Genomic DNA, 20,883 nt, shown 5'->3' with positions numbered 1-20,883 from the left:
AACATGCCCGCGGAAAGCATGCGCATAAAAAAATGCCAACAAAGTCTATAGTTGCCACAATGATTTTCATAAAAAATAAGAGCAGAAATTCAATTTTAATAATGAATTTCTGCTCTTTTTAAATTTCTAAGACATTTATATCCAAGTTATTTACTTATTAGCTTTTATAGCTTTATGTGCGATGTCTTTTCTATAAAACAACTGATTACTTTTAATTTTACTAACTTGGTTATAAGCATCTTGTTGAGCTGATTCTATATCATCACCCATACCGATAGCTATCATAACTCGACCACCATTGTTCTCATATTGCCCTTTGTCATTCTTTTTCAAAGCACTAACAAAATATTGATTTAAGTCTTCAAGTCCTTCAACTAAATGACCTTTGTCATAGGATCCTGGATAACCTTTAGAGGCAAGTACTACACCCACTACACTTTCATCTTTCCACTCAAGCGTGATAGGTTCTTTTTTATAAACTTTTTCTAAAATTTCTATAAAATCAGAGTCCAATCTAGTTAGGAGTACTTGTGCTTCTGGATCACCAAATCTTGCATTAAATTCTATTACTTTTGGACCATCTTCAGTCAATATAGCACCTATATAGATTAATCCGAAATAGTTTATTCCTTCGCTTACTAAAGCGTCTGCAATAGGTTGTGCTATTTTTTCGTTAGTTTCTTTTAAGATGTAGTCAGATATATGAGGAACTGGGCAATATGCTCCCATACCACCTGTATTTGGACCTATGTCACCATCATATGCACGTTTATGATCTTGAGCGATACAATCGAATGGAACTGCAAACTCATTATTCACAAACGTCATAACTGAATATTCTTCACCATCAAGAAATTCTTCAAAAACAACTTTTTCATTTTGAGTTTGATATAAAGTCTCAACACCTTCTCTAGCCTCATCACGTGTTAATGCAACAATTACCCCTTTTCCAGCAGCTAATCCATCTTTTTTAAGCACTATTGGAATTTTACATTGTTCAACATATTTTTTTGCTTTATCTTTATCCGTAATAGTTTGATATTCAGCAGTTGGAATATTATATTTTTCCATGATTTTTTTTGCAAATTCTTTTGAACCTTCTAATTGAGCAGCTTGTTTATTAGGTCCAAACACTTTAGCATTGGTCTGTTCTAATTCATCTGTTAACCCATCAATTAATGGTTGTTCTGGTCCAATAATTACCCATTCAATTTCGTGCTTTACAACAAAATCTCTAATTAATTTATGATCTGTTTCATCTATATCTGAAACTATTGTAGCTACTTCAGTCATCGCATCGTTTCCTGGAATAACAAATACTTTATCAACTAACTCTGAAGTACTACATTTTTTAGCTAATACATGCTCTCTTCCACCCGATCCTATAACAAGTACTTTCATATTGACCTCCTAATGTTTAAAGTGTCTCATACCAGTAAATACCATACTGATTCCATATTTATTAGCCATATCAATTGAATCTTGGTCTTTAATTGAGCCACCAGGTTGAATGATTGTCTTAATTCCAGCTTTTGCAGCTGTTTCAACTGAATCTCCCATTGGGAAAAATCCATCAGACGCTAAAGCAACATTGTCATTCATTTCGATTGCTCTATCAATTGCTATTTTTGCAGAACCTACTCTATTCATTTGACCCGCTCCTACACCGACAGTTTGGTGGTCGTTTGCAAGTACAATTGCATTACTTTTTACTGAACGTACAACTTTCCATGATAATTCTAAAGCTTTCCATTGCGCTTCTGTAGGTTCAACATCAGTTACAACTTTCATCTCATCTCTAGATATAACAGCATTGTCTTTATCTTGTACTAAGTAACCGCCAGATACAGAAACAAATTCTTGTTCATCTTTTGTTTCTGTCATATTAATTTCTAACAATCTAATATTTTTCTTTTTAGTCAATACTTCCAAAGCTTCTTTTTCAAAGCTTGGTGCAATTACAACTTCTAAGAAAATTGAATGTAATAATTCCGCTAGTTTTTTAGTAACTGGTCTGTTTAATGCAACAATTCCACCGAATATAGATTGAGAATCCGCTTCATATGCGTAATCATAAGCTTCTTCGATTGTTTCTCCTACACCTACTCCACATGGATTCATGTGTTTAACAGCTACTGCAGCTGGTTGTTCGAATTTTTTAATAAGTGATAAAGTTGCATCAGCATCTTTAATATTGTTAAAGCTTAATGCTTTACCGTGTAATTGTTTAGCACCAGCTAATGTGTTTGTTTCGTTTGACGTTTTTACAAATGTCGCACTTTGTTGAGGATTCTCACCATATCTTAATTGTTCAGATTCATTTGCGAAAAACTCAACAATTGTTTTGTCATAATCATTTGTATGTTTAAATACTTTAACCATTAAAGATTTGCGATATGTTTCATCAAGTTTATTATTTTCAATACGATCAATGACTTCGTTATAATCTTCCGGGTCAACTACTGTAGTTACAAATTTAAAGTTCTTTGCAGCAGCTCTTAACATTGTTGGTCCGCCAATATCTATGTTTTCAATCGCTTCATCTTCGGTGACATTGTCTTTTTTGATTGTTTCTTTAAATGGATATAAGTTTACAACAACTAGATCAATTAAATCGATATCTTGTTCTTTCAATGCTGATAAATGTTCAGGTATAGAACGATTTGCAAGAATCCCACCATGTACACCTGGATGTAAAGTTTTTACTCTTCCATCCATTATTTCAGGAAAATGTGTTAAATCAGAAACGGAATAAACTTCAACTTTCGCATCTTCTAGTGCTTTTTTAGTGCCACCTGTTGAATATATTTTATAACCATTTTCTATAAGTTTACTTGCAAATTCCACTATATTTGTTTTATCTGAAACACTTAATATTGCATTCTTCATTTTGTAAAGACTCCTTTATTGAATGATTTCTTTTATGACACGTGGGTATAATTCGTATTCCAAGTTTTGTATTCTTAATTGCAATGTTTCTCTTGTATCGTCTGGATATACAGAACAACTTAATTGATCAATTATTTTACCAGTATCCATACCACTATCAACATAATGTACAGTTGCACCTGTGACACGCACACCATAATCAAGTGCTTGTCCAACAGCATCTTTACCAGGAAAACTCGGTAAAATAGAAGGATGAATATTCAACATTTTACCTTCATATTGTTTCAATAGTGTTGGTCCTACAATTCTCATATAACCTGCTAAAATAACCCAGCTCACTCTATCTTGTGATAATTTCGTTAACAGTGCTTCTTCATATTCTTTTTTATCGTCATAAGTTTTTGGATCAATAATATATACTGGTAAATTAAACCGTCTTGCTCTTTCAATACAAAAAGCATTCGGATTATCTGTATATAAAGCAGTAACCTCAATATGGTTTAAATATCCTGCTTCAATGTTTTCCATAATTTTTTCGAAGTTTGAACCATTTCCTGAAGCAAATACTGCAATTTTAATCATGATTGAACCCCCGATATATTGACCTCTCCAGTTCCATTTGTAATTCCACCAATAACGAAAGCTTCTTCATTATGTTGTTTTAAAATATTCAATGTTTCTTCTTGGTCTTCTTTATTAACAATTAGAACAAATCCAATACCCATATTAAATACATTATACATTTCTGAAGCTTCAATATTTCCTTGATTTTTTAGCCACTCAAATATTTGAGGTACTTTATATGTACTAACATCTATTTCAGCATCTTTATCATTTGGAATAGCTCTAGGAATATTCTCTATGAAGCCTCCACCAGTAATATGCGACATACCCTTCACTTTCACTTTATCTAATACTGAAAGTACTGGTTTAACGTATAGTTTAGTTGGTTCAAGAAACGCTTCTAAGTATGTTCTATTTTCATCAAATTGATCATTTAAATTGATTTTACTTTCTTTAATTAAATTTCTTACAAGACTATATCCATTAGAATGTATACCACTAGATGTTATTCCGATTATAATGTCACCTTCATCAACATTACTTCCATCGATGTAATCATCTTTTTCAACCGCTCCAACACAAAAACCAGCAATATCATATTCACCTTGATGATACATTTCACCCATTTCTGCAGTCTCTCCACCAATTAACGCACAATTAGTTTCTTTACAACCTACAGATACTCCAGATACGATTGCTTCAATTGTTTCTGGTTCTACTTTATTTGTTGCAATATAATCAAGAAAATATAAAGGTTCAGCACCAGTCGTCAATATATCATTAACACACATCGCCACTGCATCAATACCTATCGTGTCGTGTTTATTATAATCAATAGCCAATTTCAGTTTAGTGCCTACACCATCAGTACCCGATACTAAAACGGGTTTCTTCATATTTAATTGAGACAAATCAAATGCTGCACCAAATCCACCTAATCCACCTAGTACTTCTTTTCTCATCGTACTTTGTACATGAGACTTCATTCTATTTACCGCTTCATAGCCCGCTTCTATATCTACACCAGATGCTTTATATGCTTTCGACATTAAGATTACCCTCTTTATCAAAGTATTGTTTGTTATTTTCTAGATAAGCCTTTTGACGTGGACTTAAATTTTCATAATATCTCTCTTCATAATCATATAGCCCTGCAGGATAGTCTCCTGTAAAACTTTCAACACAAAGACCATGATATGGAACATCTTTATCTAAACCTATTGAATGAATTAACCCATCAACAGATAAATATGATAATGAATCTGCACCAATATAATCTCTAATTTCCTCAGGTGATTTATTAGCAGATATTAATTCTGAAGACGTCGAAACATCAATCCCATAAAAACTAGGAAACATAAATTCAGGTGAAGCAATTCGAACATGTATTTCATTTGCCCCAGCATCCTTTAACATCTTCACAATTCTCTTACTTGTAGTTCCTCTAACAATTGAATCATCAACAAGCACAATATTTTTTCCATGTACGATATCTTTTACAGCTGATAATTTAACACGGACACCTTGTTCACGTAATTCTTGAGTTGGTTGGATAAATGTTCTAGCTACATATTGATTTTTAACTAGACCCATTTCATAAGGTAAGTGGCTTTCTTCTGCAAATCCAGATGCTGCTGAAAGAGATGAATTAGGAACACCAATAACCATATCTGCATTAACAACAGGACTTTCTTGGGCTAGTTTTTTACCTGACTCTTTACGAACAGCATGTACGTTTTTACCTGCTATTGTAGAATCTGGTCTAGCAAAATAAATATATTCCATAGCTGAAATTGCAGTTGTCGTGTCTTTTGTATAAGACTCAACTCTTATACCATCATCATTAATGACAATAAATTCCCCAGCATGTATATCTCTAATAAACTCTGCGCCAAGAACATCGATTGCACATGTTTCACTTGCAATAATATAAGCACCTGTTTTCATTCTACCTACTGCTAAAGGTCTTATTGCATTTGGATCTACTGCTCCATAAAGTGCATCTTTAGTTAATAATGCGAACGTAAATCCACCTTTTATAATGTTTAAGCTTTCTTTTAGTGCTTCTTCAAAAGTAGGTGCTTTACTTCTTCTAATAAGATGCATAATGACTTCTGTATCAGATGAAGAATGAAAAATTGCGCCTTCCTTTTCTAACTCAATACGTAAACTTTGGGCATTGACCAAATTCCCATTATGACAAACGCCTACACTCATATCATAAAAGTGATATAAAAAAGGTTGAATATTTTCAATACCTTTATTTCCTGATGTCGCATATCTTACATGACCAATCGCATGTTGATTACCTTTAAAAGTTTCTAATTGAACATCAGAAATCGCATCTGTTAGCAATCCTAAACCTCTTTCACCTTTAAGCTCCAGTCCATTTGAAGAAACAATTCCTGCGCCTTCTTGACCTCTATGTTGTAAACTGTGAAGTCCCATATAAGTTAATTGTGCAGATTCTGGATGATTCCAAATGCCAAACACACCACATTCTTCATTTAAACTCTTGATTTCATGCATTGCGTTATAGCTCCCTTCAACTGTTCATCCAAAGTAGATACATCATATTTAATTTGAGATGAATCATTCGTTAATGTAAATTGAGCATCGTTAGTTACTTTACCTATTTCAACCGCACCATCAATTTCTACTATTTGTTCTTCTTTAGCGATTAAAATATATCGACCTTGTGTTTCACTAAATAACTGTGCATTTGAAACTGGTACATTTACATCTAATCCTAAATTAAAGTGTGTTGATATTTTTGCTAAACTAATAGCTATACCACCTTTTCCAATTGCTTGGACATGAGAAACCGTGCCTGCATTAATTGCTTCTTTAATTTGTTCGCCACGTTTAACTTCTGCATTTAAATCAATTGAGCTTGATTCATGGTTTACTTCTGTATATAATAATTTTTCGATTTGACTTCCACCGAAATCGTTATTAGTTTCTCCAACTATATATATGCGTTCATTAACTTTTGGCTCAAAATCATTTAAATAATTAACATCTTCAATTAATCCAACCATTCCAACTACTGGTGTTGGGAAAATTGAAGTTCCTTTCGTTTCATTATATAAAGAGACGTTTCCTGAAACGACTGGTGTATTTAAAGCTTCACATGCTTCAGCCATACCTCGTGTAGAATCTGTTAATTGTTGATAGATTTCTTTCTTTTCTGGAGAACCATAATTTAAACAATCTGTCATCGCTAAAGGTTTTGCACCTACAGAAATAAGATTTCTGTATGCTTCTGCTACAACCATTTTTCCGCCTTCATATGGATTGTTATAAACATATCTTGCTTCTCCATCAATTGTTGACGCAATTGCTTTATTTGTACCTTCTACTCTTACAACACCAGCGCTAATACCTGGTTTAATGATAGTATTTGCTCCAACTTGCTGATCATATTGGTCATAAGCATAATGCTTAGATGCAATCGTTGGATGGTTAATAAGTTTAGTAAACACATCTTCAACATCAATATGATCATATTGATTTGCATCTTTATGGTGTTCTTTAGCTTCTCCTTCTAAAATATATACTGGCGCTTCATCAGCTAAAGGTTCAACTGGAATATCAGCATAAACTTCGTCCTCATAAGATAATACAAATCTATTAGTATCCGTTACTTCTCCAATTACTGCTGAATCTAATTCATGATGTTCAAACAAATCTAAGAATTTTTGTTCAGTTCCTTTTTCAACTACTAAGAGCATACGTTCTTGTGTTTCAGATAGCATCATTTCGTAAGGAGATATGCCCTCTTCTCGTGTTGGTACTTTTTCTAAATGTAAATGAATACCACTTTCACCTTTAGCTGCCATTTCTGAAGATGATGAAGTTAAACCTGCAGCTCCCATATCTTGAATTCCAACTAATTCTGGATATGTTATCGCTTCTAAAGTTGCTTCCATTAATTTTTTACCTACGAAAGGATCACCTATTTGGACAGATGGTCTTTTGCTTTCAGATGCTTCACTTAATTCTTCTGATGCAAATGTTGCTCCATGTATACCATCTCTGCCAGTTTTTAATCCAACATATATAACAGGATTGCCTATTCCTTTAGCAGTACCTTTTTGGATTTTATCGTGTTCGATAATACCGACACACATCGCGTTTACAAGTGGATTACCATCGTAACGACCATCAAATTCAATTTCACCAGCTACTGTTGGAATACCGATACAGTTTCCGTATCCACCCACACCTTTTACTACACCACTAAACAGTCTACGATTCGTCTTACTTGATAATTCGCCAAATCTCAAACTATTTAATAATGAAATTGGTCTCGCACCGATAGATACGATGTCACGAATTATACCTCCGACACCAGTGGCTGCACCTTGATAAGGTTCAATTGCTGAAGGATGATTATGTGATTCTACTTTGAACACTACCGCTTGATTGTCACCAATATCAACAACACCAGCACCTTCACCTGGTCCCATCAATACATGTTCTCCAGAAGTCGGGAATTGTTTTAAGAATGGCTTAGAATGTTTATAAGAACAATGCTCGCTCCACATAACAGAAAAGATTCCAATCTCTGTGAAATTAGGTTTTCTACCTAATATAGTTATCACTTTTTGATATTCTTCATCTGTTAGGCCCATATCTTTATATAAATATTCTTTTTCAATTTCTTCTATACTTGGTTCTAAAAACTTAGACATGTTGTTCCCTCCAACTTTCGATCATAGATTGAAATAATTTGACACCGCTATCTGATCCAAGTAATGTTTCCATTGCACGTTCTGGGTGTGGCATCATACCACAAACATTACCTTCCTTATTTATTATGCCCGCAATATCTTTATATGAGCCGTTTGGATTGTCATTATAAGTTAATATAATTTGGTTATTTTCTACAAGTTCATTATAAACATCATCAGTACAATAATAATGACCCTCACCATGAGCAACAGGATAAACAACTGTTTCATCTTTTTTATATAGGTTCGTAAATTTAGTTTCATTATTTACAATTGTTAAATGCTCATTTCTACTAACAAATAAATGACTATCGTTATGTAGTAAGGCACCAGGTAATAGCCCAACTTCAGTTAAGATTTGAAATCCATTACAAACACCTAGTACAGGTTTACCTTCACTAGCAAGTCTTTTTACTTCATTAATAATTGGAGCAACACGAGCCATCGCACCAGATCTCAAATAATCACCAAATGAAAATCCACCAGGTATTAAGACCCCATCAAATCCTTCAAGAGTTGTTTCTCTATAATCTACATATGCTGCATCAACACCGGAACGCTTAGCAGCATTAAACATATCACGATCGCAATTAGATCCTGGAAATACTAATACAGCTAATTTCATTACGCGTTCTCCTTATCTTCTAGAATTTTAAAGCTATATTCTTCGATTACAGTATTGGCAAATAGTTTTTCACTTAATGTATTTACAACATTTTTGATTGTATTTTCATCTGTTTCATCGACAGTCATATAAATAACTTTACCTACTCTAATATCATTCACTTGCTCATATCCTAAATCATGCACAGCTCTATTTAATGCTTGTCCTTGTGTGTCTAATACTTGTCCTTGTAATGTGATATGCAATTCAATCTTCTTCATTTATAGTTCCTCCAATTTTTTATAAAAAGTTTCATAAGTATCGATTAATGATCCCGTATCTTCTCTATATACATCTTTATCAAAGTTTTCTTTTGTTTCTTTATCCCAAATTCTACAAGTGTCTGGGGATATTTCATCAGCTAATAAAATTTGACCATCTTTTGTAATGCCAAATTCGATTTTATAATCGACCAATATTAAATTCATCTCATTCATTACTTTACTTAACACTTCATTAACTTTTAAAGCTTCATCTTTAATAGTAGAAAGTTGTTCTGTCGATGCGATATTAAGCAAAGCGACATGATCATCTGTGATAAGAGGATCATTTAACTCATCCTTCTTATAAAATAATTCTAATAATGGTTGTTTAAATGTATGACCTTTTTCAAATCCTAACCTTTTACAAATGGATCCAGCAGCTACGTTACGAACTACTACTTCTAATGGAAAGATATCTACAGATTTAACAAGTTGTTCAGTATCTGATATTTGCTCTATAAAGTGACTTGATACACCTTTTTGTTTCAATATTCCAAAAATTTTAGAAGTAATTAGATTGTTTAATCTACCTTTACCAATCATTTCATCCTTTTTAGCACCATTACCTGCTGTGACTTCATCTTTATATTCAATTCTCAAAATGCCTTCTTGTTCTGTATTAAATACTCTTTTTGCTTTACCTTCATAAAGTAATGACATGTTACTTGTTCCGCCCTTCAAAAGTTTGATTAAATGTTAATTCATCCTTATCTAGATCAAGTGATAGCTTGCTAATGTGCCCCATTTTTCGATTAATTTTATTAATTTTCTTACCGTAAATGTGAACATGCCAATCTGGATGTTTATAAAATTCATTTTTTAAATTTGAGACATCTTGTCCTAATAAGTTCATCATAATGGCTGGTTGCAATAAATTAATTTTTTTCGGTAAATGCCAACCTGCAACTGCAAGTACATGTGTATCAAATTGGGAATAGTCACAAGCTTCAATAGAGTAATGCCCTGAGTTATGTGGTCTTGGTGCAATTTCATTAACATATAATTTCAAATCATTTGTTACAAAAAATTCCACAGTGAAAGTACCGATAAAGTGAACTTTAGTCATTATCTTCTTCACTTCATCTATAGCTTGTTCTTCAAGGTCTACACGAGCTGGAACAATTGTCTTATATAGTATTTGATCCCTATGTTCGTTTTCTTGTAGTGGAAAATAAACAGTTTGATCATAAATATCACGAGTTGCTGTTATGGATACTTCTTTATAAAGAGGGAGATATTTTTCAACTACGCATGGTGTATTGGCAATTAGATTTCTCGCTTCATCTAAATCATTATTAGAATGAATAACAAGTTGACCTTTTCCGTCATAACCACCAAAGCGCGTCTTGATAATAAAAGGGAAGCCTATTGTTTCAATCGCTTTATTCAAGTCTTGAGCGTGATTAACCTCTAAAAACGGTACAATGTTTACATTAGCGCTTTCTAATGTTTGTTTTTCAGTTAATCTATCTTGTAATAAAGCAACAGTTTCACTTCCTTGAGGAATATTATAATTATTGGAAAGTGTTTTTAATTGTTGTGCATCTATATTTTCAAATTCATAAGTTACTACTTTCGAGATTTCACCTAATTGATTAAGTGCGTCTTCATTTGAATAATCCGCATTTATAAATTCATGAGCGACAAATTGTGCAGGACAATTCTCATCAGGATCAAGTATTGCTACTTTAAATCCTATTCTTTGTGCAGATTGTGCCATCATTTTACCTAATTGTCCGCCACCCACAATACCTATCATGTCACCAGTTTCGAGGTTATAATAAGTCATTTTGCATTTCCTCCACTTTATCGACTAAACTTTTTTCATAATTCACTAATTGTTTTCTAACATCTTCATCCGTCATACCAATCATTCTTGCTGCTAATATTCCAGCATTTTTAGAACCTGCTTTACCAATAGCTGTAGTTGCAACAGGTATTCCACCTGGCATTTGTACTATAGATAATAATGAGTCCATGCCTTTTAAACTTTTCGATTCAATTGGTACACCTATAACCGGAACTGTTGTTAACGACGCTACCATTCCTGGTAAATGTGCAGCTCCTCCTGCTCCAGCGATAATAATATCGATGTTTTGACTAGTAGCATTTTTAGCAAAATCAACCATTTCTAATGGTGTTCTATGCGCAGATACAACCTTTTTTTCATATTGAATGCTAAAGTAATCCAGCATGTCACATGCTTCTTTCATAATTGGCCAATCTGAAGAACTACCCATTATTACTGCCACTTTCATGTAGGTCACCCTTTCAAATAGTTGAAATATTTAACTTTTATTGTGTATATTACAGATATAGCATAACAATTGATAATGCTATTTTCAATGGAAAAACGAACATTTTCTATATTTTTTATAAAAATTATTGATTTATGTTCGTATTAAAGGGATAATTCGTATTGTAAACATCATTAAAGTTCGATTTATTATTTAGGAGGCAATTTTCATGGTAGCTAAGATATTAGACGGTAGAGAAATAGCGAAGGCGTATAGAGCAGATCTTCAAAGTGAAGTAGAAAAATTAAAAAAGCATAACATCGTACCAAAATTATCTGTAATATTAGTAGGTAATGACGGTGCTAGTAAAAGCTATGTTAATTCGAAAAAGAAAGCAGCCGAAAAGATTGGTATGATATCTGAGATCATACACATGGATGAATCATCAACAGAAGAAGAAGTGTTAAACGAGCTAGACAGATTAAATAATGATGATTCTGTGAGTGGAATTTTAGTGCAAGTACCACTACCTAAACAAGTTTCAGAATCTAAAGTATTAGAAGCAATTAACCCTGAAAAAGATGTAGATGGTTTTAACCCAATTAATATTGGTAGGTTATACACTGGTGAACGTACATTTGTTCCATGTACTCCATTAGGAATTATGGAAATTTTAAAACATGCAGAAATAGATTTAAAAGGTAAAAACGTAGCTGTAATTGGTAGAAGTCATATCGTAGGTCAACCTGTTAGTAAATTATTAACTGATCAAGACGCAACAGTTACGTTGTTACATTCTAAATCAACGAATACTGAAGAAGTATTAAAACAATCTGATGTAATCGTTAGTGCAGTAGGAAATGTACATCTCGTAACTAAAGATTTAGTTAAACCAGGAGCAGTCATTATTGATGTAGGTAACACACCAGATGATGACGGTAAACTTAAAGGTGATGTAGATTTCGAAGCCGTTAAAGAAGTAGCTGGCGCAATTACACCTGTACCTGGTGGCGTTGGTCCCCTTACAATTACTATGGTGTTAAATAATACATTACTAGCTGAAAAATGGAAAAACGGAATAGAATAAAAAAATATATTAAAATAGGCTGGGACAATTAATTGTCCCAGCCTATTTTAATTTTATTGTCAGATATTTTTATCAGTCTTCGTGTTTATTTCAGATTTTTCCTGAATCACACGATATACTTCATAAAATTTATACGTTTGTAATACTCATTTTTGGACCGAATGGTTCGAAATGTACATCTGATTGATCGATGTTTAATTTGCTTAACTCATCAAAAATTGTATCCATAAATGTTATACCACCACATAAATAAATATCTACATCTTTATCGATCCATGCTTTTAGTTCGTCACTTGTTAAGTAACCATCTCTTTCTTTTAAGTGATAAGTTACTTTAACATTATTATTCATTGCATTTAATGCAGCAATTTCGTCTTTGAAAGGCACATCTTTTTCTGATTCGTTAACGTGTACGAAATGAACTTCTTTGCCTTTATATCCTTCATCTTCTAACATAGCTAACATTGGTGTAACGCCTGCTCCTGAAGATAATAGTAATATTTTTTTGTCATCTGCTGATTCTACTTTGAAATCACCTGCTGGAGCTGAAATTTCTATTGTATCTCCAACTGAGTAGCTATTGTGTAGGTCGTGTGATACTAGTCCTTTTTTCTCACCGAATCCTTCTTTTTTAACTGCAAATCTAATTTTGCCATCATTTTTAACAGAATAAATTGAATAATGTCTTAACGCTAAATTCTCGTCATTTGTAGGTTTAATACGAACAGTAATATATTGACCAGCTACTAAATCTGGTACTTTAATATTCTCTTCTGGTTCTACTTCAAATGATTTCATTGAAGTACCTTGGTCTTCAATATTAGTAATTTTAAATGATTTAAAATCTTCCCAAGCTGCTTGTTCATACATTGCTTTTTCCATTTGAATGAATACGCCAGCTATTTCACCATATGCTTCTTCCCAGGCATTCATAATATCATCTGTTGCTGCATCACCTAGTACTTCTTTAATTGCTTTTAAAAGAAATTCTCCAACTATAGGATAATGTTCTTCTTTTACTTGTAATGCACGATGTTTATGTGCGATTTGATTCACATTAGGTACGATTGCTTCTAAATGATCAATATGTTTAGCTGCTGCTAATACTGTTTGTGCTAATGCTGTTTGTTGTTTACCTTGTTTTTGATTTGATTTATTAAATATGTTTAATAATTCTGGGTGTGCTTCAAACATTCTTTCATAAAATACTTTTGTAATTTCATTTCCGTGTTCTTCTAACACAGGTACTGTTTGTTTGACGATTTCTTTAGTTTGTTCTGATAACATCAGAATCCCCCTCTAAAAGATATATTTTAAATACATCTTTAATTGTAAAAAATTTCACAATGTTTTTCAACAAATTTTGCAATAGTTTACAAAATTGTCACTTATCCATAAAACATAAATTGAATCATTGTTTTTTACATACAATATTAAGTATAATTAATATATTAAAAGGAGGCTGAACTTTATGAAGCTCACCCAATATACGGACTATTCGTTGCGCGTGCTTATGTATCTTGCTCAACAGAATAAACAATCTCAAATAGAAGAGATTGCGAATTTTTATGGGATTTCTAAAAACCATTTAACTAAAGTAGTTCATCAACTCGTAAAATTAGGCTATTTAAAATCTATAAGAGGAAGAAATGGCGGAATTATTCTCAACAAGTCACCTCGAGATATAAATATCGGGAAACTTGTGCGTTTAACAGAAGATCACTTTGAATTAGTAGAATGCTTTAATATGGAAACTAATACTTGCCCTATCGCATTAAATTGTGGATTACAAGGTGCACTTAATCATGCTTTAAATGAATATCTTCTTACTTTAGATAAATATTATTTAAGTGATATTATCCCCAAAAATACTCTAAAAGAAACACTTTATACTCCTTGATAATTGAAATCGGTCTAAAGGTCGATGTAAATGTGACAACATTGCGATAATATTTTAAATAATAAGGAATTGATGCACGAGTCGTGTTATTCTTTTCTTATAGTTTACAACAAAGGAGTACATAATTATGATGAATAAAATATTACAATCATTAACAGTTCTTGGTGTATCAGCATCATTAGTTACACCTTCTTTAACTGCAAGTGCTACTAGCAATAGTCTGCCACAAATTAAAGGTGTTGAAGGAGACGTTGTTGAAAAAGGTAGCGATTATGATTCATTAAAGGGAATTAAAGCATATGATAAAGAAGACGGTGACTTAACTAACAAGATTAAAGTTACTGGTGATGTAGATACTTCTAAATTAGGCAAATACAAAGTACAGTATAAAGTTACGGATTCTGATGGTGGATATCGAACTAAATGGCATTATGTTTATGTAGTAAAAGAAGGTTCTTTAAATGGAACAAAAGATAAAGCGACTGATGATAAAGACAAATCTAAAGCTGAAGTAGCTTCTAATAAAAAGACTTCAACTAAAAATTTAGATGACAATATGCCTCTTATTACGGTACCTACTAAAGACTTAGTATACCAAGGTGATCACTTTGACCCAATGAAAGGTGTTAAAGGTGTAGATAAAAAAGATGGCGACATAACTGATAAAGTTTCAGTTAAAGGTGATATTGACACTTCAAAAACTGGCTTACAATATATAACTTATCATGTTAAAGATTCTGATGGTTATTACTACACATATAAACGCGGAGTTTACGTAAACGATGCTGAATTAGCACCTAATCCAGAAATGTCAGGTGTCAAAGATACTACAGTTAAAAAAGGTGAAGATTTCGACCTTTTAAAAGATGTAAAAGCTAAAGACAAATCAGGAAAAGATTTAACTTCAGACATAGTAACGAGTGGCGAAGTAAATACTAATAAACCTGGTGAATATAAAGTTGGATATGCAGTGTCAGATTCTGATGGTCATATCACTGCTCAAGGAAGAACAATTACAGTGAAATAAAATAAAACGCTCAATCCGAAAATTAACGGATTGAGCGTTTTATTTTTATTAGCAAAATTATCATACATAATTGAAGTTTTATTACATTTTAATTTTTCATAATATGCTGAAAAATCAATGTTTTTATTAATTTTTGATTGTTTTTATAGATTTAAAAACCTTTTTAAAATGTACACAAAAATTTAACATTTAGGTAAAATCCCGTCATATCAAAGGTTTTTTTATACTTTTCGAAATTATAACGCTTACACTCCGTTTGATAGCCTTGTAAATATGTACAAATCCTTTAAAATTGAGGTCTAGCCATATATATAGGTATATAGAAAATTTGGGAGGTAAAAAACGTGGCAAAGTTAAAGTCAATACTTCTCATGTCAACATTAGGTATTTTACTTAGTGGTTGTTCAAATTTAGAAGTATTAAACCCCAAAGGCCCGATGGCAGAAGATTCTCGTTTCTTAATTATCTTTTCAATTATAATGATGGTCTTCATAGTCATATTGGTCTCAGTTTTGTTTTTAATATTTATTATAAAATATAGAAAAACAAAAAACGAATCAACTGGTACAATGCACCACAACTTCATCTTAGAAGCAGTATGGTTTATAATTCCTGTTATCATACTTGTGATACTGGCTGTACCAACAATTAAATCTCTTTATTCTTATGAAGAACCACCTAAATCTGATGAAGATCCAGTAGTTATTTATGCTACAAGTGCTGGTTATAAATGGTTCTTTAGTTATCCAGATGAAAAGGTTGAAACAGTCAATCATGTAACTATTCCAGAAGGTCGCCCAGTTTTATTCAAACTGCAATCTATGGATATGATGACAAGTTTCTGGATTCCACAATTAGGTGGACAGAAATATGCCATGACAAGCATGACAATGGATTGGACATTGCAAGCTAATGAAACTGGTTCATTTAAAGGAAGAAACTCAAACTTTAATGGTGAAGGTTTCTCAAGACAAACATTTAACGTAAATTCAGTAAGTTCAGAAGACTACGATAAATGGGTTTCAAAATCTCAAAAACGTAAAACAATTGATCAAGATACATTCGATCACCAACTTTTACCTACAACTCAGAATCAGGAACTTACTTATAGCGGTACACATTTAGCATATGTTGATCCGGCTTCAGATCCGGAATATATCTTCCATGCATTTAAACGTTTCCGTTATGAACCAAAAGATCCAAACTTCTATGACGAAAGTGAAGGCGTAACTGATAAGCCGGTATTACCTGCTCGTAAAGTAACTGTTACTAACCCTAACTATGAACGTCATGGAATGAAACCTATGATTCTTCCAAATAATGAAAAATATGATAGTGACTTCAAGAAAGACGAAAAACATCATATGGACGAAATGGAAAAAATCCAAGAAGATGCTAAATCTGAAGATGAAAAGAAAGATGAGCAATCTTCAAATAAAAACCATGGAGGTGACAAGTAATGAATTTTCCATGGAATGAATTTATCGTACAAAGCGACTGGATGATTACAATGGCGCAAGTCATGCTTGTATTAACAGGTATCTGCGTCGTTGGTGGATTAACTTATTATAAAAAATGGAAATGGTTATATACTGAATGGTTAACTTCAGTTGACCATAAAAAAATCGGTGTAATGTATATTCTTTCTGCAATCATTATGTTCTTCCGTGGTGGTGTAGATGCTCTTCTTATCCGCCTACAATTAATGACACCAGATAATACATTACTAGAATCTCAGCACTATAATGAAATCTTTACAACACATGGTGTTATCATGATTATCTTCATGGCTATGCCGTTCTTAATTGGTTTAATGAACGTTGTTGTACCATTACAATTAGGTGCTCGAGATGTTGCATTCCCAATGTTAAATAACTTAAGTTTCTGGTTATTTGCTGCCGGAATGGGATTATTTAATATTTCATTCGTACTTGGTGGTGCTCCAGCTGCTGGTTGGACAAACTATGCTCCACTTGCAACTGATTTCAGTCCAGGTACTGGTATCAATTATTATTTAATTGCAATACAAATTGCTGGTATTGGTACGTTAATGACTGGTATTAACTTCTTTGTTACTATCTTAAAATTACGTACTAAATCTATGAAATTTATGCAAATTCCGATGTTCTCAATGACAACATTAATTACATCATTATTAATCATCTTAGCCTTCCCTATTTTAACTGTCGCTCTTGCATTAATGACTTTCGACCGTTTAATGGGAACAAGCTTCTTTGAAGTAGCTAATGGTGGTATGCCAATGCTATGGGCTAACTTTTTCTGGGTTTGGGGTCACCCTGAAGTATATATACTTGTATTACCAGCATTCGGTATTTATTCAGAAATTATCCCAACATTTGCTAGAAAACGTTTATTCGGACATCAAAGTATGGTCTGGGCAACAAGTGGTATTGCATTCTTAAGTTTCTTAGTTTGGGTTCACCATTTCTTCACAATGGGTAATGGTGCATTAGTAAACTCATTCTTCTCAATAACTACAATGTTAATCGCAGTACCAACCGGTGTTAAAATATTCAACTGGCTATTCACCTTGTATAAAGGACGAATTTCCTTTGAATCACCAATGCTATTCTCATTAGCATTCATTCCTAACTTTACATTAGGTGGTGTTACAGGTGTCATGCTTGCTATGGCAGCTGCAGACTATCAGTACCACAATACGTATTTCTTAGTGGCACATTTCCACTACGTAATTATTGCTGGTGTTGTATTCGCATGTTTCGCAGGTTTAATTTTCTGGTATCCAAAAATGTTTGGTTACAAATTAAATGAAAAAATCAATCAATGGTTATTCTGGACATTTACTCTAGGATTTAACTTATGTTTCTTACCACAATTCTTACTTGGCTTAGATGGTATGCCACGTCGTTTATACAAATACACGCAATCAGATGGATGGTTCTCATTAAACTTCATCTCAACAATTGGTGCATTCTTGATGGGTATAGGATTCTTAGCGTTAGTTTGGAACGTAGTATATAGTTACGGTAAAGCTAAACGTGAAGCAAATGGTGACAACTGGAACGGTTTAGGTAGAACATTAGAATGGGCTACTGCTTCAGCAATGCCACCACATTACAACTTTGCAATCACACCAAAATGGTATGATACTGAAACATTTGTAGAAATGAAGCAAAATGGTAAACACTATCTTGATGATCATGACTATAAAGATATTCATATGCCAAATAATACACACGTTGGTTTCTGGATGGCAGTATGTTTCCTATTCGGAGGTTTCTTCTTAGTATTTGAAACGTATATTCCCGCAATTATCTTTGGTATAGGCGTATTAGCATGTATGGTATTTAGAAGTTTCGAAAAAGACTACGGTTACCATATTCATGCTGAAGAATTAGAAGAAAATGAAGCAAAATTACGTGAATTGCGCAAACAAGAATTACAGGAAAAGGAGGACAATAAAGATGAGTAATGAACAACATAAAACAATTGATACTGTTAATGAAACAGGCCAATTAAACAAACTCGGATTTTGGGTCTTTCTTACTGCAGAAGTTGCGTTATTCGGTACTTTATTTGCAACATTTTTAGTATTACAAAAAAGTGGTTCTTACGGTGGTTTTACTACACCAGAACTATTTGAATTACCATTAGTAATGATAATGACATTCCTTTTATTAGTAAGTAGTTACACTTGTGGTATCGGTGTACATTACATGCGTAAAGAAAATGTCAAAATGATGATGGTATGGATGATCATCACATTATTACTTGGTGCAGGATTCGTTGGATTTGAAGTATACGAATTCACACATTATGTTCATGAAGGTGTTACACCACAATTAGCATCATTCTGGTCTGGATTCTTTATACTTTTAGGAACACATGGTCTTCATGTTACTTTAGGTGTATTCTGGATAACAGGCGTATTAATTCAAATTGCTACACGTGGATTAAACGAACATAATGCACCAAAAGTATTTATCGGAAGCTTATATTGGCATTTCCTTGATGTTGTATGGATCTTTATCTTTACACTAGTTTATCTTGTAGGGATGGTGAGTGGATCATGAATAAAACAGTCGTTACGCATACAGTCGGTTTAATATTTTCAATTTTACTTACGTTGTTAGCTGTTTATGTTATGTTATACACTGGCATGTCACTACAAGTAAGAACTTCAATTATTATAGGATTTGCATTTATACAAGCATTAGTTCAATTATTAATGTTCATGCATTTAACAGAAGGACCAGATGGACGTGCAACAGCCTTCAAAGTACTATTCGCAGTAATTATTACTTTATTAGTAGTAATCGGTACTTATTGGGTTATGGTTGGCGGACATAGTTCCCATATGTAATACCTATATATTAAAAGTCACTCTGAATAGAGTGGCTTTTTTAATTTTGTTTTTATGTGGGAATATTGGGGGGGCTTGCTTACACTTCTTTTTAGTTATGTGAATATGGGTGTCCTTAGTTACACTTCTCTCCACTTGTGTGAATATGGGTGCCCTTAGTTACACTTCTCTCCACTTGTGTGAATATAGATGCCCTTGCTTACACTTCTTTCAACTTGTGTGAATATGGGTGCCCTTAGTTACACTTCTTTCAACTTGTGTGAATATGGGTGCCCTTGCTTACACTTCTCTCGACTTCTGTGAATATGGGTGCCCTTAGTTACACTTCTCTCCACTTGTGTGAATATAGATGTCCTTAGTTACACTTCTCTCCACTTGTGTGAATATGGGTGCCCTTAGTTACACTTCTTTCAACTTGTGTGAATATGGGTGCCCTTAGTTACACTTCTTTCAACTTGTGTGAATATAGGTGCCCTTGCTTACACTTCTCTCGACTTCTGTGAATATGGGTGCCCTTAGTTACACTTCTTTCAACTTGTGTGAATATAGGTGCCCTATATTTATTCCTTATAGATTATAAATCATTGTCATTAAAATATAAAAACCGCCTAATTCAAGAACTTAGTTCCCGAATTAGGCGGTTTACTTTGTAGCGCAATTTATCTAATAGCTTCCCTTACTATAAAATAAGATATTCAAATTTATGGCTAATTTCTTCTACTTTATCTTTATTCCCTACTTCTCTAAAGTAAAGTATTGCTTTTTGATACATTTCTATTGCTTTCTTTCTATTTTTTAGTGAAACGTATATATCTGCAAACTGATTAAATCCTTCTCCCATAATTTCAAAGTCATATTTCATTACGTTAGCTTCTAAGTCTCTTAATAACATCATAGCTTCATGATCATTACCTTCTTTTATAAAATCACTAACGTTCTTAATTCCCTTTTTAATATACATCTTAAATAAACTCCTTTTATCCATATCTATATTAGCTATATCATTGTAATACCTAAGTTGGCTAAATACAAGTTAACTAAAATGTATTTAGTATTAAATCAATAATTATTTTATAACACTTTTGTTTTACAAATAGCAGTGTTAAGGACATTATTCCGAGTAATGTCCGTAAGGGGTCTTATCGTTAAGGAGCATTATCCAGAATTCTGC

At 32.9% G+C, this 20,883-nt stretch carries 20 protein-coding genes and 1 pseudogene; 8 read left to right on the top strand and 13 right to left on the bottom strand.

Annotated elements, in window-relative coordinates:
- Positions 1–150 precede the first annotated feature (150 nt).
- Genes purD through purE form a run of 11 tightly spaced genes read right to left on the bottom strand, consistent with a single transcriptional unit; the run spans position 151 to position 11,374 of the window.
- A complete protein-coding gene (gene purD / locus B2G86_RS03610; RefSeq protein ID WP_078356773.1) occupies positions 151–1,401 on the bottom strand; it encodes a phosphoribosylamine--glycine ligase in 1,251 nt (416 codons plus the stop codon).
- 9 nt (positions 1,402–1,410) lie between these two features.
- Positions 1,411–2,889: a bifunctional phosphoribosylaminoimidazolecarboxamide formyltransferase/IMP cyclohydrolase gene (purH, locus tag B2G86_RS03605; RefSeq protein ID WP_078356772.1), complete on the bottom strand. Its 1,479-nt coding sequence runs from the start codon at positions 2,887–2,889 to the stop codon at positions 1,411–1,413.
- 15 nt (positions 2,890–2,904) lie between these two features.
- A complete protein-coding gene (gene purN, locus B2G86_RS03600; RefSeq protein WP_078356771.1) occupies positions 2,905–3,471 on the bottom strand; it encodes a phosphoribosylglycinamide formyltransferase in 567 nt (188 codons plus the stop codon).
- Positions 3,468–4,502, bottom strand: coding sequence for a phosphoribosylformylglycinamidine cyclo-ligase (purM, locus tag B2G86_RS03595; RefSeq protein ID WP_078356770.1), 1,035 nt, complete (start codon positions 4,500–4,502; stop codon positions 3,468–3,470). Before purM ends, purN begins: the two co-directional genes overlap by 4 nt.
- The gene (gene purF / locus B2G86_RS03590; RefSeq protein WP_078356769.1) at positions 4,486–5,982 is read right to left on the bottom strand and encodes an amidophosphoribosyltransferase; all 1,497 of its coding nucleotides are present in this window, start codon (positions 5,980–5,982) and stop codon (positions 4,486–4,488) included. Before purF ends, purM begins: the two co-directional genes overlap by 17 nt.
- On the bottom strand, positions 5,961–8,150 hold the full coding sequence (gene purL, locus B2G86_RS03585; protein ID WP_078356768.1) for a phosphoribosylformylglycinamidine synthase subunit PurL: 2,190 nt from the start codon (positions 8,148–8,150) through the stop codon (positions 5,961–5,963). Before purL ends, purF begins: the two co-directional genes overlap by 22 nt.
- Positions 8,143–8,814: a phosphoribosylformylglycinamidine synthase subunit PurQ gene (gene purQ / locus B2G86_RS03580; protein ID WP_078356767.1), complete on the bottom strand. Its 672-nt coding sequence runs from the start codon at positions 8,812–8,814 to the stop codon at positions 8,143–8,145. The genes purL and purQ overlap by 8 nt, the downstream gene beginning before the upstream one ends.
- Positions 8,814–9,074 (bottom strand): phosphoribosylformylglycinamidine synthase subunit PurS, encoded by a 261-nt coding sequence (purS, locus tag B2G86_RS03575; protein ID WP_078356766.1) that lies wholly within the window; start codon positions 9,072–9,074, stop codon positions 8,814–8,816. Before purS ends, purQ begins: the two co-directional genes overlap by 1 nt.
- A complete protein-coding gene (gene purC / locus B2G86_RS03570) occupies positions 9,075–9,776 on the bottom strand; it encodes a phosphoribosylaminoimidazolesuccinocarboxamide synthase (protein ID WP_078356765.1) in 702 nt (233 codons plus the stop codon).
- Between the two features lies 1 nt (position 9,777).
- Positions 9,778–10,905 carry a 5-(carboxyamino)imidazole ribonucleotide synthase gene (gene purK / locus B2G86_RS03565; RefSeq protein ID WP_078356764.1) on the bottom strand — a complete coding sequence of 376 codons (1,128 nt, stop codon included), beginning with the start codon at positions 10,903–10,905 and terminating at the stop codon, positions 9,778–9,780.
- Positions 10,892–11,374 (bottom strand): 5-(carboxyamino)imidazole ribonucleotide mutase, encoded by a 483-nt coding sequence (gene purE / locus B2G86_RS03560; protein ID WP_078356763.1) that lies wholly within the window; start codon positions 11,372–11,374, stop codon positions 10,892–10,894. The genes purK and purE overlap by 14 nt, the downstream gene beginning before the upstream one ends.
- 208 nt (positions 11,375–11,582) lie before the next feature.
- Between purE and folD the strand changes: the two genes are divergently transcribed.
- A complete protein-coding gene (gene folD, locus B2G86_RS03555) occupies positions 11,583–12,440 on the top strand; it encodes a bifunctional methylenetetrahydrofolate dehydrogenase/methenyltetrahydrofolate cyclohydrolase FolD (protein WP_078356762.1) in 858 nt (285 codons plus the stop codon).
- 129 nt (positions 12,441–12,569) lie between these two features.
- Here folD and B2G86_RS03550 read toward each other — a convergent pair whose 3' ends face one another.
- On the bottom strand, positions 12,570–13,727 hold the full coding sequence (locus B2G86_RS03550; RefSeq protein WP_078356761.1) for a globin domain-containing protein: 1,158 nt from the start codon (positions 13,725–13,727) through the stop codon (positions 12,570–12,572).
- 184 nt (positions 13,728–13,911) lie between these two features.
- On the opposite strand from B2G86_RS03550, the gene B2G86_RS03545 reads away from it, so the two are divergent.
- The 7 genes and pseudogenes from B2G86_RS03545 to qoxD all read left to right on the top strand — a co-directional run bounded on the left by B2G86_RS03545 (position 13,912) and on the right by qoxD (position 19,712).
- Positions 13,912–14,340 carry an RrF2 family transcriptional regulator gene (locus tag B2G86_RS03545; protein WP_078356760.1) on the top strand — a complete coding sequence of 143 codons (429 nt, stop codon included), beginning with the start codon at positions 13,912–13,914 and terminating at the stop codon, positions 14,338–14,340.
- 130 nt (positions 14,341–14,470) lie between these two features.
- Positions 14,471–14,761, top strand: a pseudogene (locus B2G86_RS13495) (immunoglobulin-like domain-containing protein); the annotation flags it as partial.
- A 135-nt stretch (positions 14,762–14,896) separates the two neighbouring features.
- Positions 14,897–15,367, top strand: a complete 471-nt coding sequence (locus tag B2G86_RS13490; RefSeq protein ID WP_256681885.1) for an immunoglobulin-like domain-containing protein — start codon at positions 14,897–14,899, stop codon at positions 15,365–15,367.
- A gap of 344 nt (positions 15,368–15,711) precedes the next feature.
- Entirely contained in the window at positions 15,712–16,827 is a 1,116-nt protein-coding gene (gene qoxA / locus B2G86_RS03535) for a cytochrome aa3 quinol oxidase subunit II (protein WP_078356758.1), read from the top strand.
- Positions 16,827–18,821, top strand: a complete 1,995-nt coding sequence (gene qoxB / locus B2G86_RS03530; RefSeq protein ID WP_078356757.1) for a cytochrome aa3 quinol oxidase subunit I — start codon at positions 16,827–16,829, stop codon at positions 18,819–18,821. The genes qoxA and qoxB overlap by 1 nt, the downstream gene beginning before the upstream one ends.
- Positions 18,814–19,422, top strand: coding sequence for a cytochrome aa3 quinol oxidase subunit III (gene qoxC / locus B2G86_RS03525; RefSeq protein ID WP_078356756.1), 609 nt, complete (start codon positions 18,814–18,816; stop codon positions 19,420–19,422). Before qoxB ends, qoxC begins: the two co-directional genes overlap by 8 nt.
- Positions 19,419–19,712 (top strand): cytochrome aa3 quinol oxidase subunit IV, encoded by a 294-nt coding sequence (qoxD, locus tag B2G86_RS03520; RefSeq protein WP_078356755.1) that lies wholly within the window; start codon positions 19,419–19,421, stop codon positions 19,710–19,712. Before qoxC ends, qoxD begins: the two co-directional genes overlap by 4 nt.
- Before the next feature lie 679 nt (positions 19,713–20,391).
- Here the strand turns inward: qoxD and B2G86_RS03515 are convergent.
- Positions 20,392–20,673, bottom strand: coding sequence for a hypothetical protein (locus tag B2G86_RS03515; RefSeq protein WP_078356754.1), 282 nt, complete (start codon positions 20,671–20,673; stop codon positions 20,392–20,394).
- Positions 20,674–20,883: the final 210 nt, after the last annotated feature.

Origin of the sequence: Mammaliicoccus fleurettii, assembly GCF_002018435.1 — a bacterium.
GTDB lineage: Bacteria > Bacillota > Bacilli > Staphylococcales > Staphylococcaceae > Mammaliicoccus > Mammaliicoccus fleurettii.
Note: the sequence above shows the minus strand (reverse complement) of the source record. Positions and strands in the feature narration are given on the sequence as shown.